We start from the raw sequence: 14,678 nt of genomic DNA on the forward strand, positions 1-14,678 counted from the left end.
ACGTCGGTGTTACCGCGATGGTAGCCGTGGCCACGAACGACCGCGCAGCCTAAAGTGACGGAACTGAACTGTTCCGCTCACCAAGGAGATCTCATGCCGACCGGCCGCGGACCCAAGCGCGCCGCCGGACGCTGGGACCCGTCCCTGGAGGACACCATTCTCGACGCGGCCCTGGCGGCAGTGACCGAACTGGGTTATGACCGAATAACCATGGACGACCTGGCCGCCCGTGCCGGCGTCGGCAAGGCCGCCATCTACCGACGGTGGTCATCCAAGGGCGAAGTGGTTGCCCAGGCCATTGCACACTGGCGGCAGTCCCGCGGCCCGACGTCCCCACCGGACACCGGCTCACTGCGCAGCGACCTTGACGCGTTGGTGTCTGCGGTTCAGGACTACAGCGAACAGGAAATCGACACCATCCGGGTCGTGATCGGCGTGGCCACGGCGGCCATGCGCGATCCTGCGCTGGCGACCGCTCTCGACGATCTGGTGCTGAGCGTTCCGCGCCAGATCATGCTGGCGGTCTTGGAGCGCGCGGTAGACCGCGGTGAGATATCGGCCGACCGCGACCTGTCGCTGCTGCCCGACACCGTGCTCGGCCTGAACGTCCTGCGGATGCTCTCCGGACGCCCAATCGACCGGAGCTTCGTGCGACAGGTTCTCGACGACGTAGTGCTGCCACTGGCCACCGGATAATTCAGGGCTTGCACAGCAGCCGTCAGCGTGGGACCGTTGAACGGAACGAATCAGTTCCGTTCAATGGGTGGAGGACTAATGACCACCACAGACATCCCTGTTCTGATCGTCGGAGCCGGCGCAGCCGGACTGTCGACGGCGGCACTACTGGCCAAGCACGGCGTGGACTCGCTGGTCGTGGAAAAACGCCAGGAAATCTTCCGCTATCCCAAGGCGCGCAATCTGAGTTTCCGCACCTTGGAGATCCTTCGCGGACTGGGCCTGTCCGGCGAAATAGCCGCCGCAGGCGCCGACTTCCCCGACATGATCAGCAAGCCGGCTCTCAACAGCCCCGAGGAGCTACCCGCGCTGGACATCAAAGCGCTCTTCACCGGGATGGACGGCCTGAGCCCCGAGCCGGTGATCCGATACTGCCCACAAAGCCGGCTGGAGCCGATGTTGGTGCGCCACATCAGAAACGCCGGCGGGCAGGTCCGGTATGGGACCGAACTCGTGACCGTTGAACAGGATGACGCCGGAGCCTGCGCTGTACTGCGCGACATAGACTCCGGCACGACCACCGCAATCCGCGCCGACTATCTGATAGCCGCCGACGGCGTACACAGCACAATCCGCAAGACCTTCGGCATCGGCACCACGGGATGCGACGCGCTACCGATCTACGTCGTGTTCGTCTACTTCCGCGGACCGTGGCAGCAATACGTCCCGCACCTGGGCGACGGGTCCAGTGTCCAAGTGAAAAGCGCTGCGGTAGAAGGAATCTTCGTGCCCGCCGACGGTGACCTGTGCGTGTTCATCACCACCTACTTTCCGCAGCGCGGACAGTCGGTCGATGAGTTCACCCAGCAGCGGTGCCACGAACTGCTGTCCGCCGCAGTGGGCGAAACGTTCGACGCAGAAATCATCGAGATCGCGGCATGGCAGCCCCACGAGCGGGTTGCCGCGACCTTCATGCACGGGCGCACTTTCCTGGTCGGCGACTCCGCACATGCAATGCCCCCATTCAAGGCCGGGGGTGCCAATGTCGCGATCCAGAGCGCCGACAACTTGGCCTGGAAGCTGGCCGAGGTGCTGCATGGTCGAGCCGACACCCGCCTGCTGGCTACTTACCACGATGAACGTCACCCGATCGGCGCATTCAGTTGCCGCCAATCGCTGACCGGACCCGCCCTCTCCTTCCTGGACACCGACTCCTACTCGGGTCTCGAGGCCGAGGAGGAGCGGCCGCTGTTCTCCATGATTGCGGGCTACCAATATCGTTCGGCGGCAGTTGTTTCCGACACACCATCAACTGGAGCACTGCCCGAGTTGGTGTCCGAACTGCGTGGACAGCCCGGCACGCGGATGCCGCATGTGTGGCTGCACGGCGGGGTATCCACCCTCGATCTGGTCGGGAGAGGGTTCACCCTACTGACTGCGGAGCCGACCGGCGCGTGGAGTACGCCTGAAAGTGTGGTCCTGCAGACTATTTCACCAGAAGACCGAAAAGCGTGGCTCAGCGCCACCCGGTTGCAGCCCGACGGCGCCCTGCTGGTCCGGCCCGACGCATTTGTCACGTGGCGGGCCGAATCACTGCCAGCCGATCCGATCGCCGAACTCGACCGAGTGCTGACGACCGTACGGCAATGCAATCCTGCCAACCCTGATAAACATCACGCCACCTGGGATGATGCCAGGTCGCCTGCTCGTTAGTTCTGGCACAACAGCAGAAGAGAGGCACCGACATGAAGACCATCAGCTTCACCGCCATCGCAACAGGACTGGCTTCGGGCGCGCTGGCCGCAGCCGCCATCGCACTGGCCAGCCCGGCCATGGCAGAGAGCGGCGGCACAGTCGCGCTGCCCGGTCCGGTGCCTGTCTACCCGCAGAACAGCGTGCTCGGCGGCGCCAACCCCTATGTGCCGTTCGGTACCGATCCATCAGTCCCGTACGGCGTGTGGAACCAGAACTGAAGTCCCCAATCGATGCGGTAATTGCGTTGGATACCAACGCAATTACCGCATCGGCGTTACTATGGCGGCATGGCCCGATCTTGGCTGGCTTGGCAGGCCGCCGCGCTTTTACTCCTCACCGCGTGCGGGTCCGCCCCATCGGCGCAGCAGCCGCCGGGTACCTCAAATCCCTTGCCGGACAACGCTTCGCCGAGCATTTCGGCAACCACACCGATCTCCGGAGTGCACCCCATCGTGCCCGTCCCACCTCCGATTGCACACCAGGCCAAGTGGGTCGACCTTCAAGTCGGTGACTGCCTCGGCAGCCCACCACCCAGTGACCCCAGTGTCGTCGACGTCACGCTGGTCGATTGTGCTGCGCAGCACGCGGCGGAGGTGTTCCTGCGCGCCAATGTCGAAGTCAACGACGCAATCGCTGCCGTAGCAGGCAAGCAGTGCTCCGCAGGCCTGGCCCACTACACCCATCAGGCCAGTCGCTACACCTCTACTTACCTGGTGGACTCGAACATGGACCGAACCGGTCACACACCGCTGCCCAGCACTGTGATCTGCCTGTTGCAGTCGGCCGGTGGCGAGCCGCTAACCGGGTCCGCCCAGGGCTGAACCCTCCGCCATCCTGCAGCCGCACTGTGAGAGTGCTGCACGCTGGGTGTGAAAGATCCTGTGGCGCTTACCCTTACTGAATGCATTGGCTGAACGTCTGGTGGCACGACGAGGTGGTGTACGGCTACAAGGGCCCACTGCTGCTGAGCTTCACAGCATTCGTCGTCACCTTCATCGCCACGCGGACCATCACCCGGTTGATCCGCGCCGGCAAGGGTCCGTTCCACAACATGAGCAGTGGCGGTGTGCACATGCACCACTCGACGCCTGGGCTGTTGGTATTGATCCTCGGGGCATTCATGGCAGTCGGATCACCGCCGATGTCCATCTGGGGCTACGTCGCAGCACTATTCGTGGGCGTCGGGGCGTCACTTGTGCTCGATGAATTCGCCATGCTGTTCCGTCTCGAAGACGTGTATTGGGCACAGGAAGGACAGCTGTCGCTCAACGTAGTGACACTCGCGGCCGGTTGCGTCGGACTGGCCGCCGTCGGCATCTCCCCGGTGAAGCTGGACCGGCTTAGCGATTTCTCGACCATGGCCCGGATGATCGCGACCGCCTGGCTGGTACTGCACCTGCTCTTGGTGGCCATTACCGCGCTGAAGGGTAAATACCCGATGGCGTTGATCGGGCTGTTCGTCGGACCGGTGACATGGTTCGGCGCGCTCCGCCTGGCGCGACCGACTTCACCTTGGGCCCGCAAACGCTATTCGGGAGAGAAGCTGGACCGCGCGAAGGCACGCGCGGCGGCATTTGACCAGCGCTGGGCGCCTGTGCGTCGCAGTTGGGACAATCTCATCGGTGGCACGCCCACCGTCGAGCAACACCCGTCACCGTAATACAAGGATCGACTTCGGTACCTTGGTGAACTTAGGTCCGGGACCGGACCTTCCGATCGCGAACGCCGTCGGCATGCAATCTGATCCCGGCCAGGGACATGCCGATCAAGTACTGGGCAGCGCGAGCTAACCGGCCTATCGTCACTGGTGTGACCGCGGCATTGCGCGACGACCACCGGCCTGCAGACCTGAGCAACTTGGCCGGACACCTGGCCGTCGATGTTCGGCAAATTCCATCGGATGCATGCCGGAGACCGTGATTATCACGGTACGGGGCGTGCCGTGCGCGTGGAGATACTTTGACGCTGATGAAAATTGTTGTGGTTGTGTACATTCCAGCGGGGAGGCTAGCGGAATGGTTACCGAGGCAGAGCGATACCAACAGGTGAGACAGTTGGCAATCGCAGAGCTACGCCGGCACGGGCTATCGGTCCACCCTGCGCCAGAGGACGCCCCAGGCAATGATCGGCTGGTCGATCAGAACGGTTTTCAGCATTGGCTCAGCAACCTGCAACTCACTTGTACACAACTGCCGGCGGCAGAGTGGCCCGGCGCGGTCGAATACCACTTCGCGCAGTATTTTGCCGCCCGTACCGAACCGCCGACGCCGGAACTTTCCGAGACTGAACTACTGGCCCAGGTCCGGACCCGACTACAGCGGCGGGACACCTCCGGGAAGGTCCCCCTGAGCTACGCCCGTCCCGCGTTCGACGGCCTGGTGGCCGAATTGAATCGAGACCTGCCGACCACTGTGCGCACAATGCCCGACGGTGATCTGGTGGGCCGGGACGTGGAATTCCTGTACCAGGTCGGCCAGCGCAACACCGACGCCGAGCCCTTCGACATCCAACGGCTCCAGTACGACATAGCCGCGATTACCGGTGAGTCTTTCTTCACCGCATCAAAGGCGCTGAACATGCCACACGTTATCCAGACGACGCTGGGCGGGTCGGCGCCTTTTGGCGTGATTTTCGGTGTGCCACATCGCCATCTGCTGTTGTTGCACGCCGTTGGAGCCGATACTGACGTGGCGGTCGGCCGTCTGGCAACTGCAACGGTTAACCAGACCGACAATGCACCCGGTGGTGTCGTGAGTGCAGACACCTACTACTGGTACGGCGGCCTCACGCACCGGATCACTCGAATCGACCTGCACGCCAAGAGCATCGAGATCCTGGTCGACGGTGCATTCGCGGAGGCTATGGGTCGCGCATAACGGACCCTATTTTACGCGATGGTGCGCTATTAGCAGTCAGCGGTACAGTGGGACGCGAATATGAGCCCAGCAACTTATCGCGATAACAATGGAAAAGAACTGACCGCCTATCCACGGCCGTCGGTCGCCGTCGACACAGCCGTGCTCACCGTCGCCCCCGAAGCCGGGCTGATGGTGTTGCAAGTGCGCAGGCACAACGGGTCTGGCTGGGCACTGCCAGGCACCTTCCTGCACGAAGGTGAGGTCTTGGCCGATGCCGTCACCCGGTCATTGCTCGATAAGGCGAATGTCGTCGGACTGGAACCCCGTCAGCTGCATGTATTCGACGCACTCGATCGCGATGACCGCGGTTGGGTGCTCTCCGTCGCGCACATCGCGGTGGCCCGATTGACGCACCTCGCCGATCGTCTTCCGACGAGTACCCGGCTGAAGCCTGTCGGCTCACCGGGCAGGCTGCCGTTCGACCACCCCAGCATCATCGAGCGCGCCGTTGACGAACTACAGCTGCGGTATACGGAGAAGCCCGACCCCGACCGGCTGCTCGAAGACGAATTCACCTTGCGCGAATTGCGCCTGGTTCACGAAGCCATCGCCGGACACCCATTGCAGCGCGACACCTTCCGCCGAGCCATGGAAGCGCACCTGACCGCGACGGGCACCACGACCAGCGGCACGCGCGGCCGGCCGGCCGAGTTGTTCCGCCGGTGGTGAGCCACAGCCGAGCGGGGTCGCCTACCCAACCCTGGCCTCGAGAACGCCGGCCACTTGCTGCAGCCAGTGAATGTTCTCCTGCTCGAACGTGATTCCGCGCAACAGTGTCAGATAGGGGCCGACCCGGGGCGCGCTTCGCAGAAACTCCTGCTCGGTGCGCTCCCCCAGAATGCGCGCCTGCAACCGTCGATAACTTTCGAGTTTCTTTGTGGCCCAAACGATCCGGTCAGCGAGGACGGCGCGGACCGCGTCCGGGTCATTGACGTCCATCGCTTGTATCTGGACCAGTAAGTCGTCCCGCATCATCGCCGGCTTGGGTGCCGCGGCGCCGAACTCACGCACCGCCGCTCGCCCCGCCTCGGTCAGGGTGTACATCCGTTTGTTGGGGCGTCGCTCCTGCTCCACCACCCTGGCCTGAATCAGTCCCTCTTCGGCCAGCCGATCGAGTTCCCGGTACAGCTGCTGCGGGGTGGCCATCCAGAAGTTCGCAACCGAGGCGTCGAATCCTTTGGCCAGGTCATAGCCCGACGACTCACCATCGAGGAGAGTCACCAACACCGCATCACGTAGCGCCACGCCTCGATACTAATAGTCAACAAAGTGATTAGTTACATATAGACATACCCGCGCGAAATCGCTAACGTCGCCACTACCTAGTCAACTAATTGAGTATGCGAGGTATGTGATGCAGGCATTCCGGAGGGCCGTCGAGGCCCGCGACGCCGTGGCGATGGAGGCCTGCCTGGCCGACAACGTCGTGTTCACCAGTCCGGTGGCCTTCAAGCCTTACCCGGGCAAGCCGATAACCGCGGCAATCTTGCGCGGCGTGCTGCGCGTCTTCGAGGACTTCCGCTACGTTCGCGAGATCAATGACTCCGAAAATGCCAGTCATGCACTGGTTTTCGAGGCAACAGTGGCCGGTAAGAAGATCACCGGTTGCGACTTCATCCACGTCGACGCAGACGGGCTGATCGACGACTTCATGGTGATGGTGCGGCCGCTGTCCGGTGCCACCGCGCTGTCCGAGGCAATGGGCGCGCAGTTCCCGCAGATTCAGGCCGAGGCGGCCGAAGCGATCGCGGCACAGGCGCAGTGACATGAAGATCGGCCTGGGCATTAACTATGCCGGCGGGTTCAAAGAGGTCGCCGCGGAGGTCTCCGACCTCGAAATGGCTGGTCTGGACGTTGTTTTCGTGCCAGAGGCCTACTCATTCGATGCGGTCAGTGCGCTGGGCTACCTGGCCGCGGTCACCTCACGGGTGCAGCTGGCATCGGGTGTTCTGCAGCTCTACACCCGGACCCCCACACTCACGGCGATGACCGCGGCCGGCTTGGACTATGTGTCCGACGGCCGGTACATCCTGGGATTGGGCGCTTCCGGCCCACAGGTCATCGAGGGCTTCCACGGGGTGCCCTATGACAACCCGATCGGGCGTACCCGCGAGGTGGTCGAGATCTGCCGTCAGGTGTGGCGTCGCGAACGGCTCCAGTACGAAGACAAGAACTACACCATCCCGCTGCCGGCCGGGCAGGGCACGGGCCTGGGCAAGCCCCTCAAGCTGATCAATACCCCTGTGCGCGAGCGCATTCCGATTCTTTTGGCTGCTCTCGGCCCCAAGAACGTGGAACTGGCAGCAGAGGTTGCCGAAGGCTGGCAACCCATCTTCTACCTGCCGGAGAAGGCCGACGCCGTATGGGGCTCGGCACTGGCCGCCGGTACCGCCAAGCGCGACCCGTCACTCCCCCCGCTCGACGTCTATGCCGGGCCGGCCCTGGCCATCGGCGACAACGTCGAAGGCCTGCGCGAGTTCATCAAACCCCATGTGGCGCTGTACATCGGTGGCATGGGCGCCAAGGGCAAGAACTTCTATCACAACGTGGCCACCAAATATGGCTACGGCGCCGAAGCCGACCGGATTCAGGAGTTGTACCTGGCCGGCGACAAGGAAGGCGCGTCGAAAGTCGTTCCCGATGAACTGGTCCGCGACATCTCGTTAATCGGCAGTCGCGAATTCGTCAAGGAACGGGTGGCCGCGTTCCGCGAGGCCGGGGTGACCGTACTGAACGTCGTCCCACTCGGCGCGAACACCGCTGAGCGAGTGAAACTCATCGAAGAGCTGCGCTCGCTGATCTGAGCGTCGCGCCGGACGCAGCCTCCGCTGCGTCCGGCATCCCCAATCGCTTCCGTAACTGGGAATTTCCTGGCAACATCTCGGTCCGAGTGCCGTCGGATAGCCAAATGCCCGAGCAGCAAGTTTGCGCGGCTGGCGTCAGACGGCACGGTCCGCAGATGTGAAGGAGTTCGTCATGGCCGGTACACACCGCCGCAAAGGTCGTCGCGTGTTGACCGTATCGGCCTGGCTGGGTGCCGGCGTGACGACCGCGGGCGTGGGTGCTGCACTGCTCGGCGGCACCGCGGTGGCAAATGCGGGGCCGACCAACGATTCGTCGTCCACGCATGCCTCCGACGCCAGTTCCACCCATACCTCCTCCCCCGCCAGGCAGACCACAAAGTCTCCGGCCAAGCACATCCGCGACAGCGGGCATTCGCCTACGTCGGACTCGGCGACGCCGGCGTCCGAGAATCCGGCCCGGCACGTTGCTGCCAAGGCACCGACCGCCGGCGACGCCTATGACGCGACACAGGCCGACGAGCAGTCGACGCCGAAGACCACCCGTACCACTGCCGCCGCTCTCGCTACGGACTCGCCGACGGCGGTGAGCAAAACCGCGCTGACCGACTCCAGCACTGCCCCGGTTCTATCTCGAAATACCAAGGGCGACAAAGGTACTCCGTCGTCTCCTCGCTTGATAAGCAGGGCGATCGGTCAGGCCGTCAGCGGAGCCGTCGACGAGGTCAGTAACGATCTCGCGAGCACTGCGGCCTCGGTCGCCACGGCGGCCGCGTCCCTCCCCACAACGGCCGCTTCCACCACGACATCTGAAACCGGCCAGACCACGGCAAACGCCACGACCAAAACCACCAGTGCTGCAGCCTCCAGCGCTCTCGCCACGCCGGAGACGACCAATTGGCTGGGTAGCTCCGTCGCCCAGCCCGGCACATTCACCGCGCTGGCGCTGCAACAAATCTCGACCGCCAAGACTCAGCTCAATACCGACACATGGGGCCAGGGCAACGTCTTCGCCGGCTTGGCCACACTCGGCGCGCAGACCGACCTCGCTGTTGCACAGTGGGCGCTGACCACCTGGCAGACCAACAACCCGAGCCAGATGCAGGCGGTCGCCGACAACGTGAACAACCCGCTGGGCCAGGCCTTCGCCAGGATGGTGCTCAGTGGCACCCAGCAGCTGCCCGGGTTCGCTGTGTTCATGCTTCAGAGCGCAGCTAGTACCACCCCGGCGCTCGCCTGGTTCGGTGTGTCCTCGGCGGAGGCGACCTCGACCACCAACTTGATCTCGGCCGCTGCGACGAATGCCCGGGTGTACGGCGTGGTGCCATTGATCATGTACGCCGGCACCGAGCCGATCGTCTACGTTCGGGTCAACGGCGGGCCCTTGGTCCCAGTGCTGGTCGACACCGGCTCGTCCGGGCTGGTGATCGGAAGCAACAACGTCGGACAGAGCGGGCTCGGGGCCGCTACCGGCGCCGGGGCAGGCGCGTACGCGGGCGGCCTGAATTACACCTACACCACCTACAACACGACGGTCGACTTCGGCAACGGCATCGTCACCGAGCCGACGGCGGTCAACATCGTCGACGCATCCTCGGAAACTGCGTTTGAGAACTACATCTCCGGCGACGGGGTGGTCGGGGTTCTCGGCATCGGTGCCAATGCCTTCGGACCCGGCCCCAGCATCGTCACCGCGGCGCTGCCAGGCGAGCTGGCCGACGGAGTGCTGATCGACGAGGCCGGGGGAAGGCTGGTCTTCGGGCCCAACTCGCTGCCCGCCCGGACGACGGTGTCAGGCTCGCCCTACGCGCTGGGCACAGTTGTGGTCAACGGTTCCAGCCACCCGATCTGGTTGATCATCGACTCCGGCGGCGTCACCGGCACCCTTCCGTCGGCGGTGCTGTCCGGCGCAACAACCATCAAGAACGGCACGCCGATCAGTGTGTATGCCCCAGACGGCACCCTGCTGTACTCGTACTTCACATCCGGATCGAACTCGCCGTACGTCACCACCGACGATGGGTCAGCCGACGCAATGAACACCGGATATGCGCCGTTCAGTCTCTACCCGATCTACATCGGATACGACACCCCTGAGGGCACAACGGTTTTCGACTACTAAAACGACCATCGCACGCACCGGAAGCCGGTGCGCGCGATCGACAGGGTAGCTATCTCAGAACTGGCCGGCGGCGATCTTCTTCATACCGTTCTGGATCTGCAAGGAAATGTAGCCTGCCACGGCGCCGAGCACGAAGGACACCAAGATAGCGACCACAGCCTCCGCGATGGAGCCACCAGTCGACACGTGCGCGTAGGGCGAATCAGGGATGCTGCTGAGGTCGGCGATGAACATTGCCCTAGCGATCACCAGATAGATCAAGCCGGCGATGCCGATTCCACAGATGCCGTACGCCGCGCACTGGGCCCCGACCTTGGTACCGAGCGCCAGCAGAACGTAGATCAGCGCGAGGCCGACCACAGCCGCGAAGACCGCTCCTGGTACGCCTGCCATAAAGACCGCCAGTGCGGCCACCAAGGCCCACACAGCTGTTCCAATGTAAGCAATTTGATTGGCGCCCTGAGCATTGCTCCGCATGCCCTGGAACCACGGCTGCTTGATCAGCTCACCACGGACGCCTTGGCTCATGGTCCGGAAGATGAACGACCCACTCTTGTTCAGAGCCGATTTGGCCATCTCGACCGGAGTCTGCTGCGGCCCCACCGGGCCGCCGTACGGTGCACCCGCCTGGCCATAGGGGTTCCCGGGCTGGGGCGCCCCGAATCCTGGCTGGCCCGGCTGGCCGAATCCCGGATGGCCCGCCGCGCCAAAGGGGCTGTACCCCTGCGCAGGCTGAGGGGTCGGGGCACCGTACCCCGGAACGCCCGGCGCGGGGTTCCACTGCTGCTGCTGACCCGGAGCGGGGGCACCTGGCATCGGCTGTCCGAACTGCGGTTGCGGGGCCTGCGTTGCACCCGGGGGCTGCCACCCCTGAACCGCCGGACCGACACCTTGGCCATACGGGGCGGGGGAGTAGCCGGCGGCAGGCGGCTGCCAGTTCGGCGTGGCGTCCTGACCGTACGGACCGGCCGGTGCCGATGCCGAAGGGAACGCGGCGGTCGACTGATGCCACCCAACCTGCGCTCCCGGAGCCGGCGGCTGCCACGCAGGTGTTTGCGGCGCGGCGGGGGGCTGCCAAGCGGTCGGCTCGAGCGCCGCAGGCGGCTGCCAGGCCGCCACCTCGGGGGTCGGCTGAGCCGACGGCGGCGTCTGGGTCTTGCCGTCCACCCGGGTCAACTCGGCCGACGGCCGATTCACCAACGGAGTCTGGCCGTCATCCTGGAAGTTGGCGGGCTGTGTTGAAGCCGCCTCCGGCGAAGCCGGTCCAGGCTGCTGCGCCTCACCGGCGGCATTCGGTTCGTTGCTTTGGGACATAAACGCACTTCTCCCTAAATTTCGGCTAATGAATTAAGCAATGGACCACATCACCAGGATCACCGGGCACCATCAAATGCGGCCCTCAGCGGCACCCGGGCCTTAGAAGCGGATGTTCCGAATCTGGTCGTAGACGCCTGCGATCCACAGCAGCATCGGGATCACCGCAGCAATCGCCGCACCGTCCGTCAACTCCAGAATCCGCTTTGTCACCGGCGAGACCCGCCGTACGCCGTCAGTGGCACCCACCACCACCAGCGCCACGGATGCCAGGACCACGTACAGCGCGATCACAAGCCAAGCACCGTTCGGATCCCAGAGACACAGCCGGATCATGACACCGGTTGGGATCGCAACCGTCGCCGCCAACAACGCCCAGCCGCACCAACGTTCGGCATACAACCGGGAACGGAAGCCGCAGACCACCGTGACCAGGCCCGCCACGATCAGGGTGTGGACGAAGAAGTGGCCGTGCTCGAGAACCGCGATGGAACCGGCCGTCAGTACCAGCACACCGCCACCGAGGAATCCGATCAGCAACTGCCGGGCAAGGGTGCTGCGCTCGGTGAGCCGGGCCGCCGAGTCCGGCACCGATTCGATGATGGCCCGCCAGGTCGCGGACTCTTCATCGGTGATATTGCTGTGCGCGGCAACGGGATCCAGCAGTTCTTCATTGGCGATCACCTCGCCAGGTGCCGGAATTGGCGGCAGCGCGATACGCGCCACTGCGACCGTCAGCTTCGCCGAGTTGGTCAGCACGATCAGGCCGAACGCAATGGCGCCTGCCGGCACCCACGACGCGCCGCCGTAACCGTAGGCCACCGCCCCGGCCGTCACTGCCACGGCAATCACGGCCGTGGAGGAAGCCGCCGCGGCCCGCTGCCGAGGACCACCCCGGGTTGCCAGAACCACCGCGAGGACAACCGCAGCCGCGCCGGCGAGTTGGGGTGCACCCAGGCCGCTGATTCCCCGGGGCAGGGGCACTGCCAACGCAGCCGCACCACCGAGTAGCGGAAGCGCGGCCACCAGGAGGCTCTCGGACAGATCGACGTTGTCGTAGCGGTTCTTGGCCACGAAGCTTGCGCCGAACACCAGCAGACCGAGCACCCCCAGTACGAGCAGCCACCACCAGCCGTGGCCGGCCTTCGACCAGGTCCATAGCGATGCCCAGGTGATGGCCAGGGCGGCTACCGGAATGGCAAGGCCCACAAGATGATTCAGCGCTTTGCGGTCGAACTCCGGAGACTCCTCAAGTACCGCCATGGCATCGATGACGTCCTCGACCAGCGGCCGGTAACGCTCAGTACGGCTGACCGAGACCAACGTCAACAGCGCGCCGTCGACCACGCCTGCTTCGTCGAGCGACTCAGTGGCCTTCAGCGGCGGGGAGCCCGGCCGCGCGAAGGCCCACACACCCTGGGCTTTGAAGTCGAATCCGGCCAGTACCTCGGCCGGGGTGCCGTCCAACAGATCGGCCAGCACGTTCACCGTCTCGTCGATGTACGTCTCGATCGGTGTAGCCGCCGGCAGCACCAGGTCGGTCATCCGACGGCCGGTCAAGATGGTGACGCGGGTTGCCGACGGGCGGGTTGGCTTCGCCTCCGCCACACCCGAAGATGCTGTGGCGGGGCTGGCTGTGGCGGTCACCGACGTTCGAGCCGATCGAAGTCATCGGAGAGGGCAGCTGCCAGTTCCGTGACCCGGCGCTGGTAGGTCTTGCCCAGCAGATCAAGCTGGATGTCGGACCCCGCCGCGACGTGCTTGTCCCACGGCAACACGATGACACGCCCCGCGGGAACATGCCGTTCGAACTGCTGCACCAAGTCGTCCACGTCGATGTTGGTCTTGCCCGGCGTCACGTGATTGATCACGACACATGCCCGGCTCAGCAGGTCCTGATATCCGTTCTGCCGCAACCAGTCCATGGTGACGGCGGCCTGACGGGCACCGTCGATCGAGGCGCTGGCGACGATGATCAGACCCGAAACGGTCTTGAGCACGGCGCGGGATGCCGAGTGGAACAGGCCAGCGCCGCAGTCGGCCAGCACCAGGTTGTAGTACTGCGAAACAACCTTGACCGCGCCCTGCCAGTCCTCCTCGTTGAAGTCCCGGCGCGCGACGCTGTATTCCGCCGACGACAGCACCTCCAAGTTGGAGCTGTTCATGCTCGTGTAGGCGCGAATGTCGTTGTAGCGACTCAGCTCTTTGTCCGATAGCAGATCCGAAATGGTCGCTGCCGACTGGCGGCCGGCACGGTCGGCCAGGTTGCCGCCATCTGGGTCGGCGTCGACGGCCAGAATCCGATCGCCGCGGACCTTGGACATGATCGATCCGAGCGTGACGGTGACCGCGGTCTTACCGACGCCGCCCTTCAGACCGAGGATGCCGATCTGGTAGGAATCGCGCGCGTTGCGACGAATCCGGCTGTACAAGTCCAGCTCGTACAGTTCGTCGGGGGAGAGGCCGAGGTTGATCCGGGTGGTCACGTACAACCAGTGCCGCCATCCGCGCTGGGACGGCATCTTCACGCCGGCCCGCACACCTACGTGCGAGAGCGCATCGATCGCACGGTGATCTCCGATGGTGGCTGCCGACGTCTGGGCCTGATCCGGCATCTGCTGCTCGTGCCACTGCATGGCGGCCTGCGGTTCGGGCACGTAGTACTGGGGCTGCGGTGTCGCATGACGCGGTGCGGTCATGGACTGGCGCGGCTGCTCGTATTGGGCACCGGCCTGATTGCCGGCATACGGCGCACGCATCAGACCGTTCTGCATGAACTGCGGCTGCGTCGGCGGCATGTGGGTGGTGACCTCAGTGGCCCGGGGTGGCATGACGCCCCCGACCGGAGGTTGTTGAGAGTGACCTGCACCTTGAGACTGCGCTTCGGCCCGAGCGGCCGCGGCAGCACCGGCGGCCTGGTTGGCCGACATCTGGGCTGCAGCCGCGAGGGTGGCAGGATCGACGGTCCTCGTCGCTTCATCGTTGTCGGCCTGACTTGCGCCCGAGTTGTTGAAGAGCCGGTCATAGTCGGCGGACATGAGTACCTCTCGTCGTGGTTATAACGCCTGAGCGCACATGAAGCCTAAGCGCGCA

At 64.5% G+C, this 14,678-nt stretch carries 14 protein-coding genes; 10 read left to right on the forward strand and 4 right to left on the reverse strand.

The genetic code is table 11. The features are described from left to right. Nucleotides 1–93: 93 nt before the first annotated feature. The 7 genes from M2432_RS09610 (at nucleotide 94) to M2432_RS09640 (ending at nucleotide 6,017) form a co-directional block, all read left to right on the forward strand. Nucleotides 94–696: a TetR/AcrR family transcriptional regulator gene (locus M2432_RS09610; protein ID WP_280826571.1), complete on the forward strand. Its 603-nt coding sequence runs from the start codon at nucleotides 94–96 to the stop codon at nucleotides 694–696. Nucleotides 697–774: 78 nt separating this feature from the next. Further along, nucleotides 775–2,388, forward strand: coding sequence for an FAD-dependent monooxygenase (locus M2432_RS09615; RefSeq protein ID WP_280826572.1), 1,614 nt, complete (start codon nucleotides 775–777; stop codon nucleotides 2,386–2,388). 32 nt (nucleotides 2,389–2,420) lie between these two features. Further along, a complete protein-coding gene (locus M2432_RS09620; RefSeq protein ID WP_280826573.1) occupies nucleotides 2,421–2,648 on the forward strand; it encodes a hypothetical protein in 228 nt (75 codons plus the stop codon). A 69-nt stretch (nucleotides 2,649–2,717) separates the two neighbouring features. Further along, a complete protein-coding gene (locus tag M2432_RS09625; protein WP_280826574.1) occupies nucleotides 2,718–3,251 on the forward strand; it encodes a hypothetical protein in 534 nt (177 codons plus the stop codon). Nucleotides 3,252–3,331: 80 nt separating this feature from the next. Beyond that, nucleotides 3,332–4,090, forward strand: coding sequence for a hypothetical protein (locus M2432_RS09630; RefSeq protein WP_280826575.1), 759 nt, complete (start codon nucleotides 3,332–3,334; stop codon nucleotides 4,088–4,090). Nucleotides 4,091–4,484: 394 nt separating this feature from the next. Further along, nucleotides 4,485–5,306, forward strand: coding sequence for a hypothetical protein (locus tag M2432_RS09635; RefSeq protein WP_280826576.1), 822 nt, complete (start codon nucleotides 4,485–4,487; stop codon nucleotides 5,304–5,306). Nucleotides 5,307–5,366: 60 nt separating this feature from the next. Further along, complete coding sequence (locus tag M2432_RS09640; RefSeq protein WP_280826577.1) at nucleotides 5,367–6,017, forward strand: NUDIX domain-containing protein; 651 nt, start codon at nucleotides 5,367–5,369, stop codon at nucleotides 6,015–6,017. A 21-nt stretch (nucleotides 6,018–6,038) separates the two neighbouring features. On the opposite strand, the gene M2432_RS09645 is transcribed toward M2432_RS09640, so the two are convergent. After that, complete coding sequence (locus M2432_RS09645) at nucleotides 6,039–6,593, reverse strand: PadR family transcriptional regulator (protein WP_280826578.1); 555 nt, start codon at nucleotides 6,591–6,593, stop codon at nucleotides 6,039–6,041. A 109-nt stretch (nucleotides 6,594–6,702) separates the two neighbouring features. Between M2432_RS09645 and M2432_RS09650 the strand changes: the two genes are divergently transcribed. The 3 genes from M2432_RS09650 (at nucleotide 6,703) to M2432_RS09660 (ending at nucleotide 10,271) form a co-directional block, all read left to right on the forward strand. After that, a complete protein-coding gene (locus M2432_RS09650; protein ID WP_280826579.1) occupies nucleotides 6,703–7,113 on the forward strand; it encodes a nuclear transport factor 2 family protein in 411 nt (136 codons plus the stop codon). Nucleotide 7,114: 1 nt separating this feature from the next. Further along, nucleotides 7,115–8,152 (forward strand): LLM class F420-dependent oxidoreductase, encoded by a 1,038-nt coding sequence (locus M2432_RS09655; protein WP_280826580.1) that lies wholly within the window; start codon nucleotides 7,115–7,117, stop codon nucleotides 8,150–8,152. A gap of 172 nt (nucleotides 8,153–8,324) precedes the next feature. After that, complete coding sequence (locus M2432_RS09660) at nucleotides 8,325–10,271, forward strand: PecA family PE domain-processing aspartic protease (protein ID WP_280826581.1); 1,947 nt, start codon at nucleotides 8,325–8,327, stop codon at nucleotides 10,269–10,271. Between the two features lie 54 nt (nucleotides 10,272–10,325). Here the strand turns inward: M2432_RS09660 and M2432_RS09665 are convergent, their stop codons facing one another. From M2432_RS09665 to M2432_RS09675, 3 genes are all read right to left on the reverse strand, one after another. Then, the gene (locus tag M2432_RS09665) at nucleotides 10,326–11,585 is read right to left on the reverse strand and encodes a hypothetical protein (RefSeq protein WP_280826582.1); all 1,260 of its coding nucleotides are present in this window, start codon (nucleotides 11,583–11,585) and stop codon (nucleotides 10,326–10,328) included. A 102-nt stretch (nucleotides 11,586–11,687) separates the two neighbouring features. Next, a complete protein-coding gene (gene eccD, locus M2432_RS09670; protein ID WP_280826583.1) occupies nucleotides 11,688–13,232 on the reverse strand; it encodes a type VII secretion integral membrane protein EccD in 1,545 nt (514 codons plus the stop codon). Then, a complete protein-coding gene (locus M2432_RS09675) occupies nucleotides 13,229–14,623 on the reverse strand; it encodes a MinD/ParA family protein (protein WP_280826584.1) in 1,395 nt (464 codons plus the stop codon). The genes eccD and M2432_RS09675 overlap by 4 nt, the downstream gene beginning before the upstream one ends. Nucleotides 14,624–14,678 lie beyond the last annotated feature (55 nt).

Source organism: Mycobacterium sp. OTB74, assembly GCF_029892685.1.
GTDB lineage: Bacteria > Actinomycetota > Actinomycetes > Mycobacteriales > Mycobacteriaceae > Mycobacterium.

Excerpts from the sequence above, each read along its gene's own strand:
- M2432_RS09610 (WP_280826571.1), top strand. The coding sequence starts at position 94 with ATGCCGACCGGCCGCGGACCCAAGCGCGCCGCCGGACGCTGGGACCCG.
- M2432_RS09615 (WP_280826572.1), top strand. The coding sequence starts at position 775 with ATGACCACCACAGACATCCCTGTTCTGATCGTCGGAGCCGGCGCAGCC.
- M2432_RS09620 (WP_280826573.1), top strand. The coding sequence starts at position 2,421 with ATGAAGACCATCAGCTTCACCGCCATCGCAACAGGACTGGCTTCGGGC.
- M2432_RS09625 (WP_280826574.1), top strand. The coding sequence starts at position 2,718 with ATGGCCCGATCTTGGCTGGCTTGGCAGGCCGCCGCGCTTTTACTCCTC.
- M2432_RS09630 (WP_280826575.1), top strand. The coding sequence starts at position 3,332 with ATGCATTGGCTGAACGTCTGGTGGCACGACGAGGTGGTGTACGGCTAC.
- M2432_RS09640 (WP_280826577.1), top strand. The coding sequence starts at position 5,367 with ATGAGCCCAGCAACTTATCGCGATAACAATGGAAAAGAACTGACCGCC.
- M2432_RS09650 (WP_280826579.1), top strand. The coding sequence starts at position 6,703 with ATGCAGGCATTCCGGAGGGCCGTCGAGGCCCGCGACGCCGTGGCGATG.
- M2432_RS09655 (WP_280826580.1), top strand. The coding sequence starts at position 7,115 with ATGAAGATCGGCCTGGGCATTAACTATGCCGGCGGGTTCAAAGAGGTC.
- M2432_RS09660 (WP_280826581.1), top strand. The coding sequence starts at position 8,325 with ATGGCCGGTACACACCGCCGCAAAGGTCGTCGCGTGTTGACCGTATCG.
- M2432_RS09665 (WP_280826582.1), bottom strand. The coding sequence starts at position 11,585 with ATGTCCCAAAGCAACGAACCGAATGCCGCCGGTGAGGCGCAGCAGCCT.
- M2432_RS09675 (WP_280826584.1), bottom strand. The coding sequence starts at position 14,623 with ATGTCCGCCGACTATGACCGGCTCTTCAACAACTCGGGCGCAAGTCAG.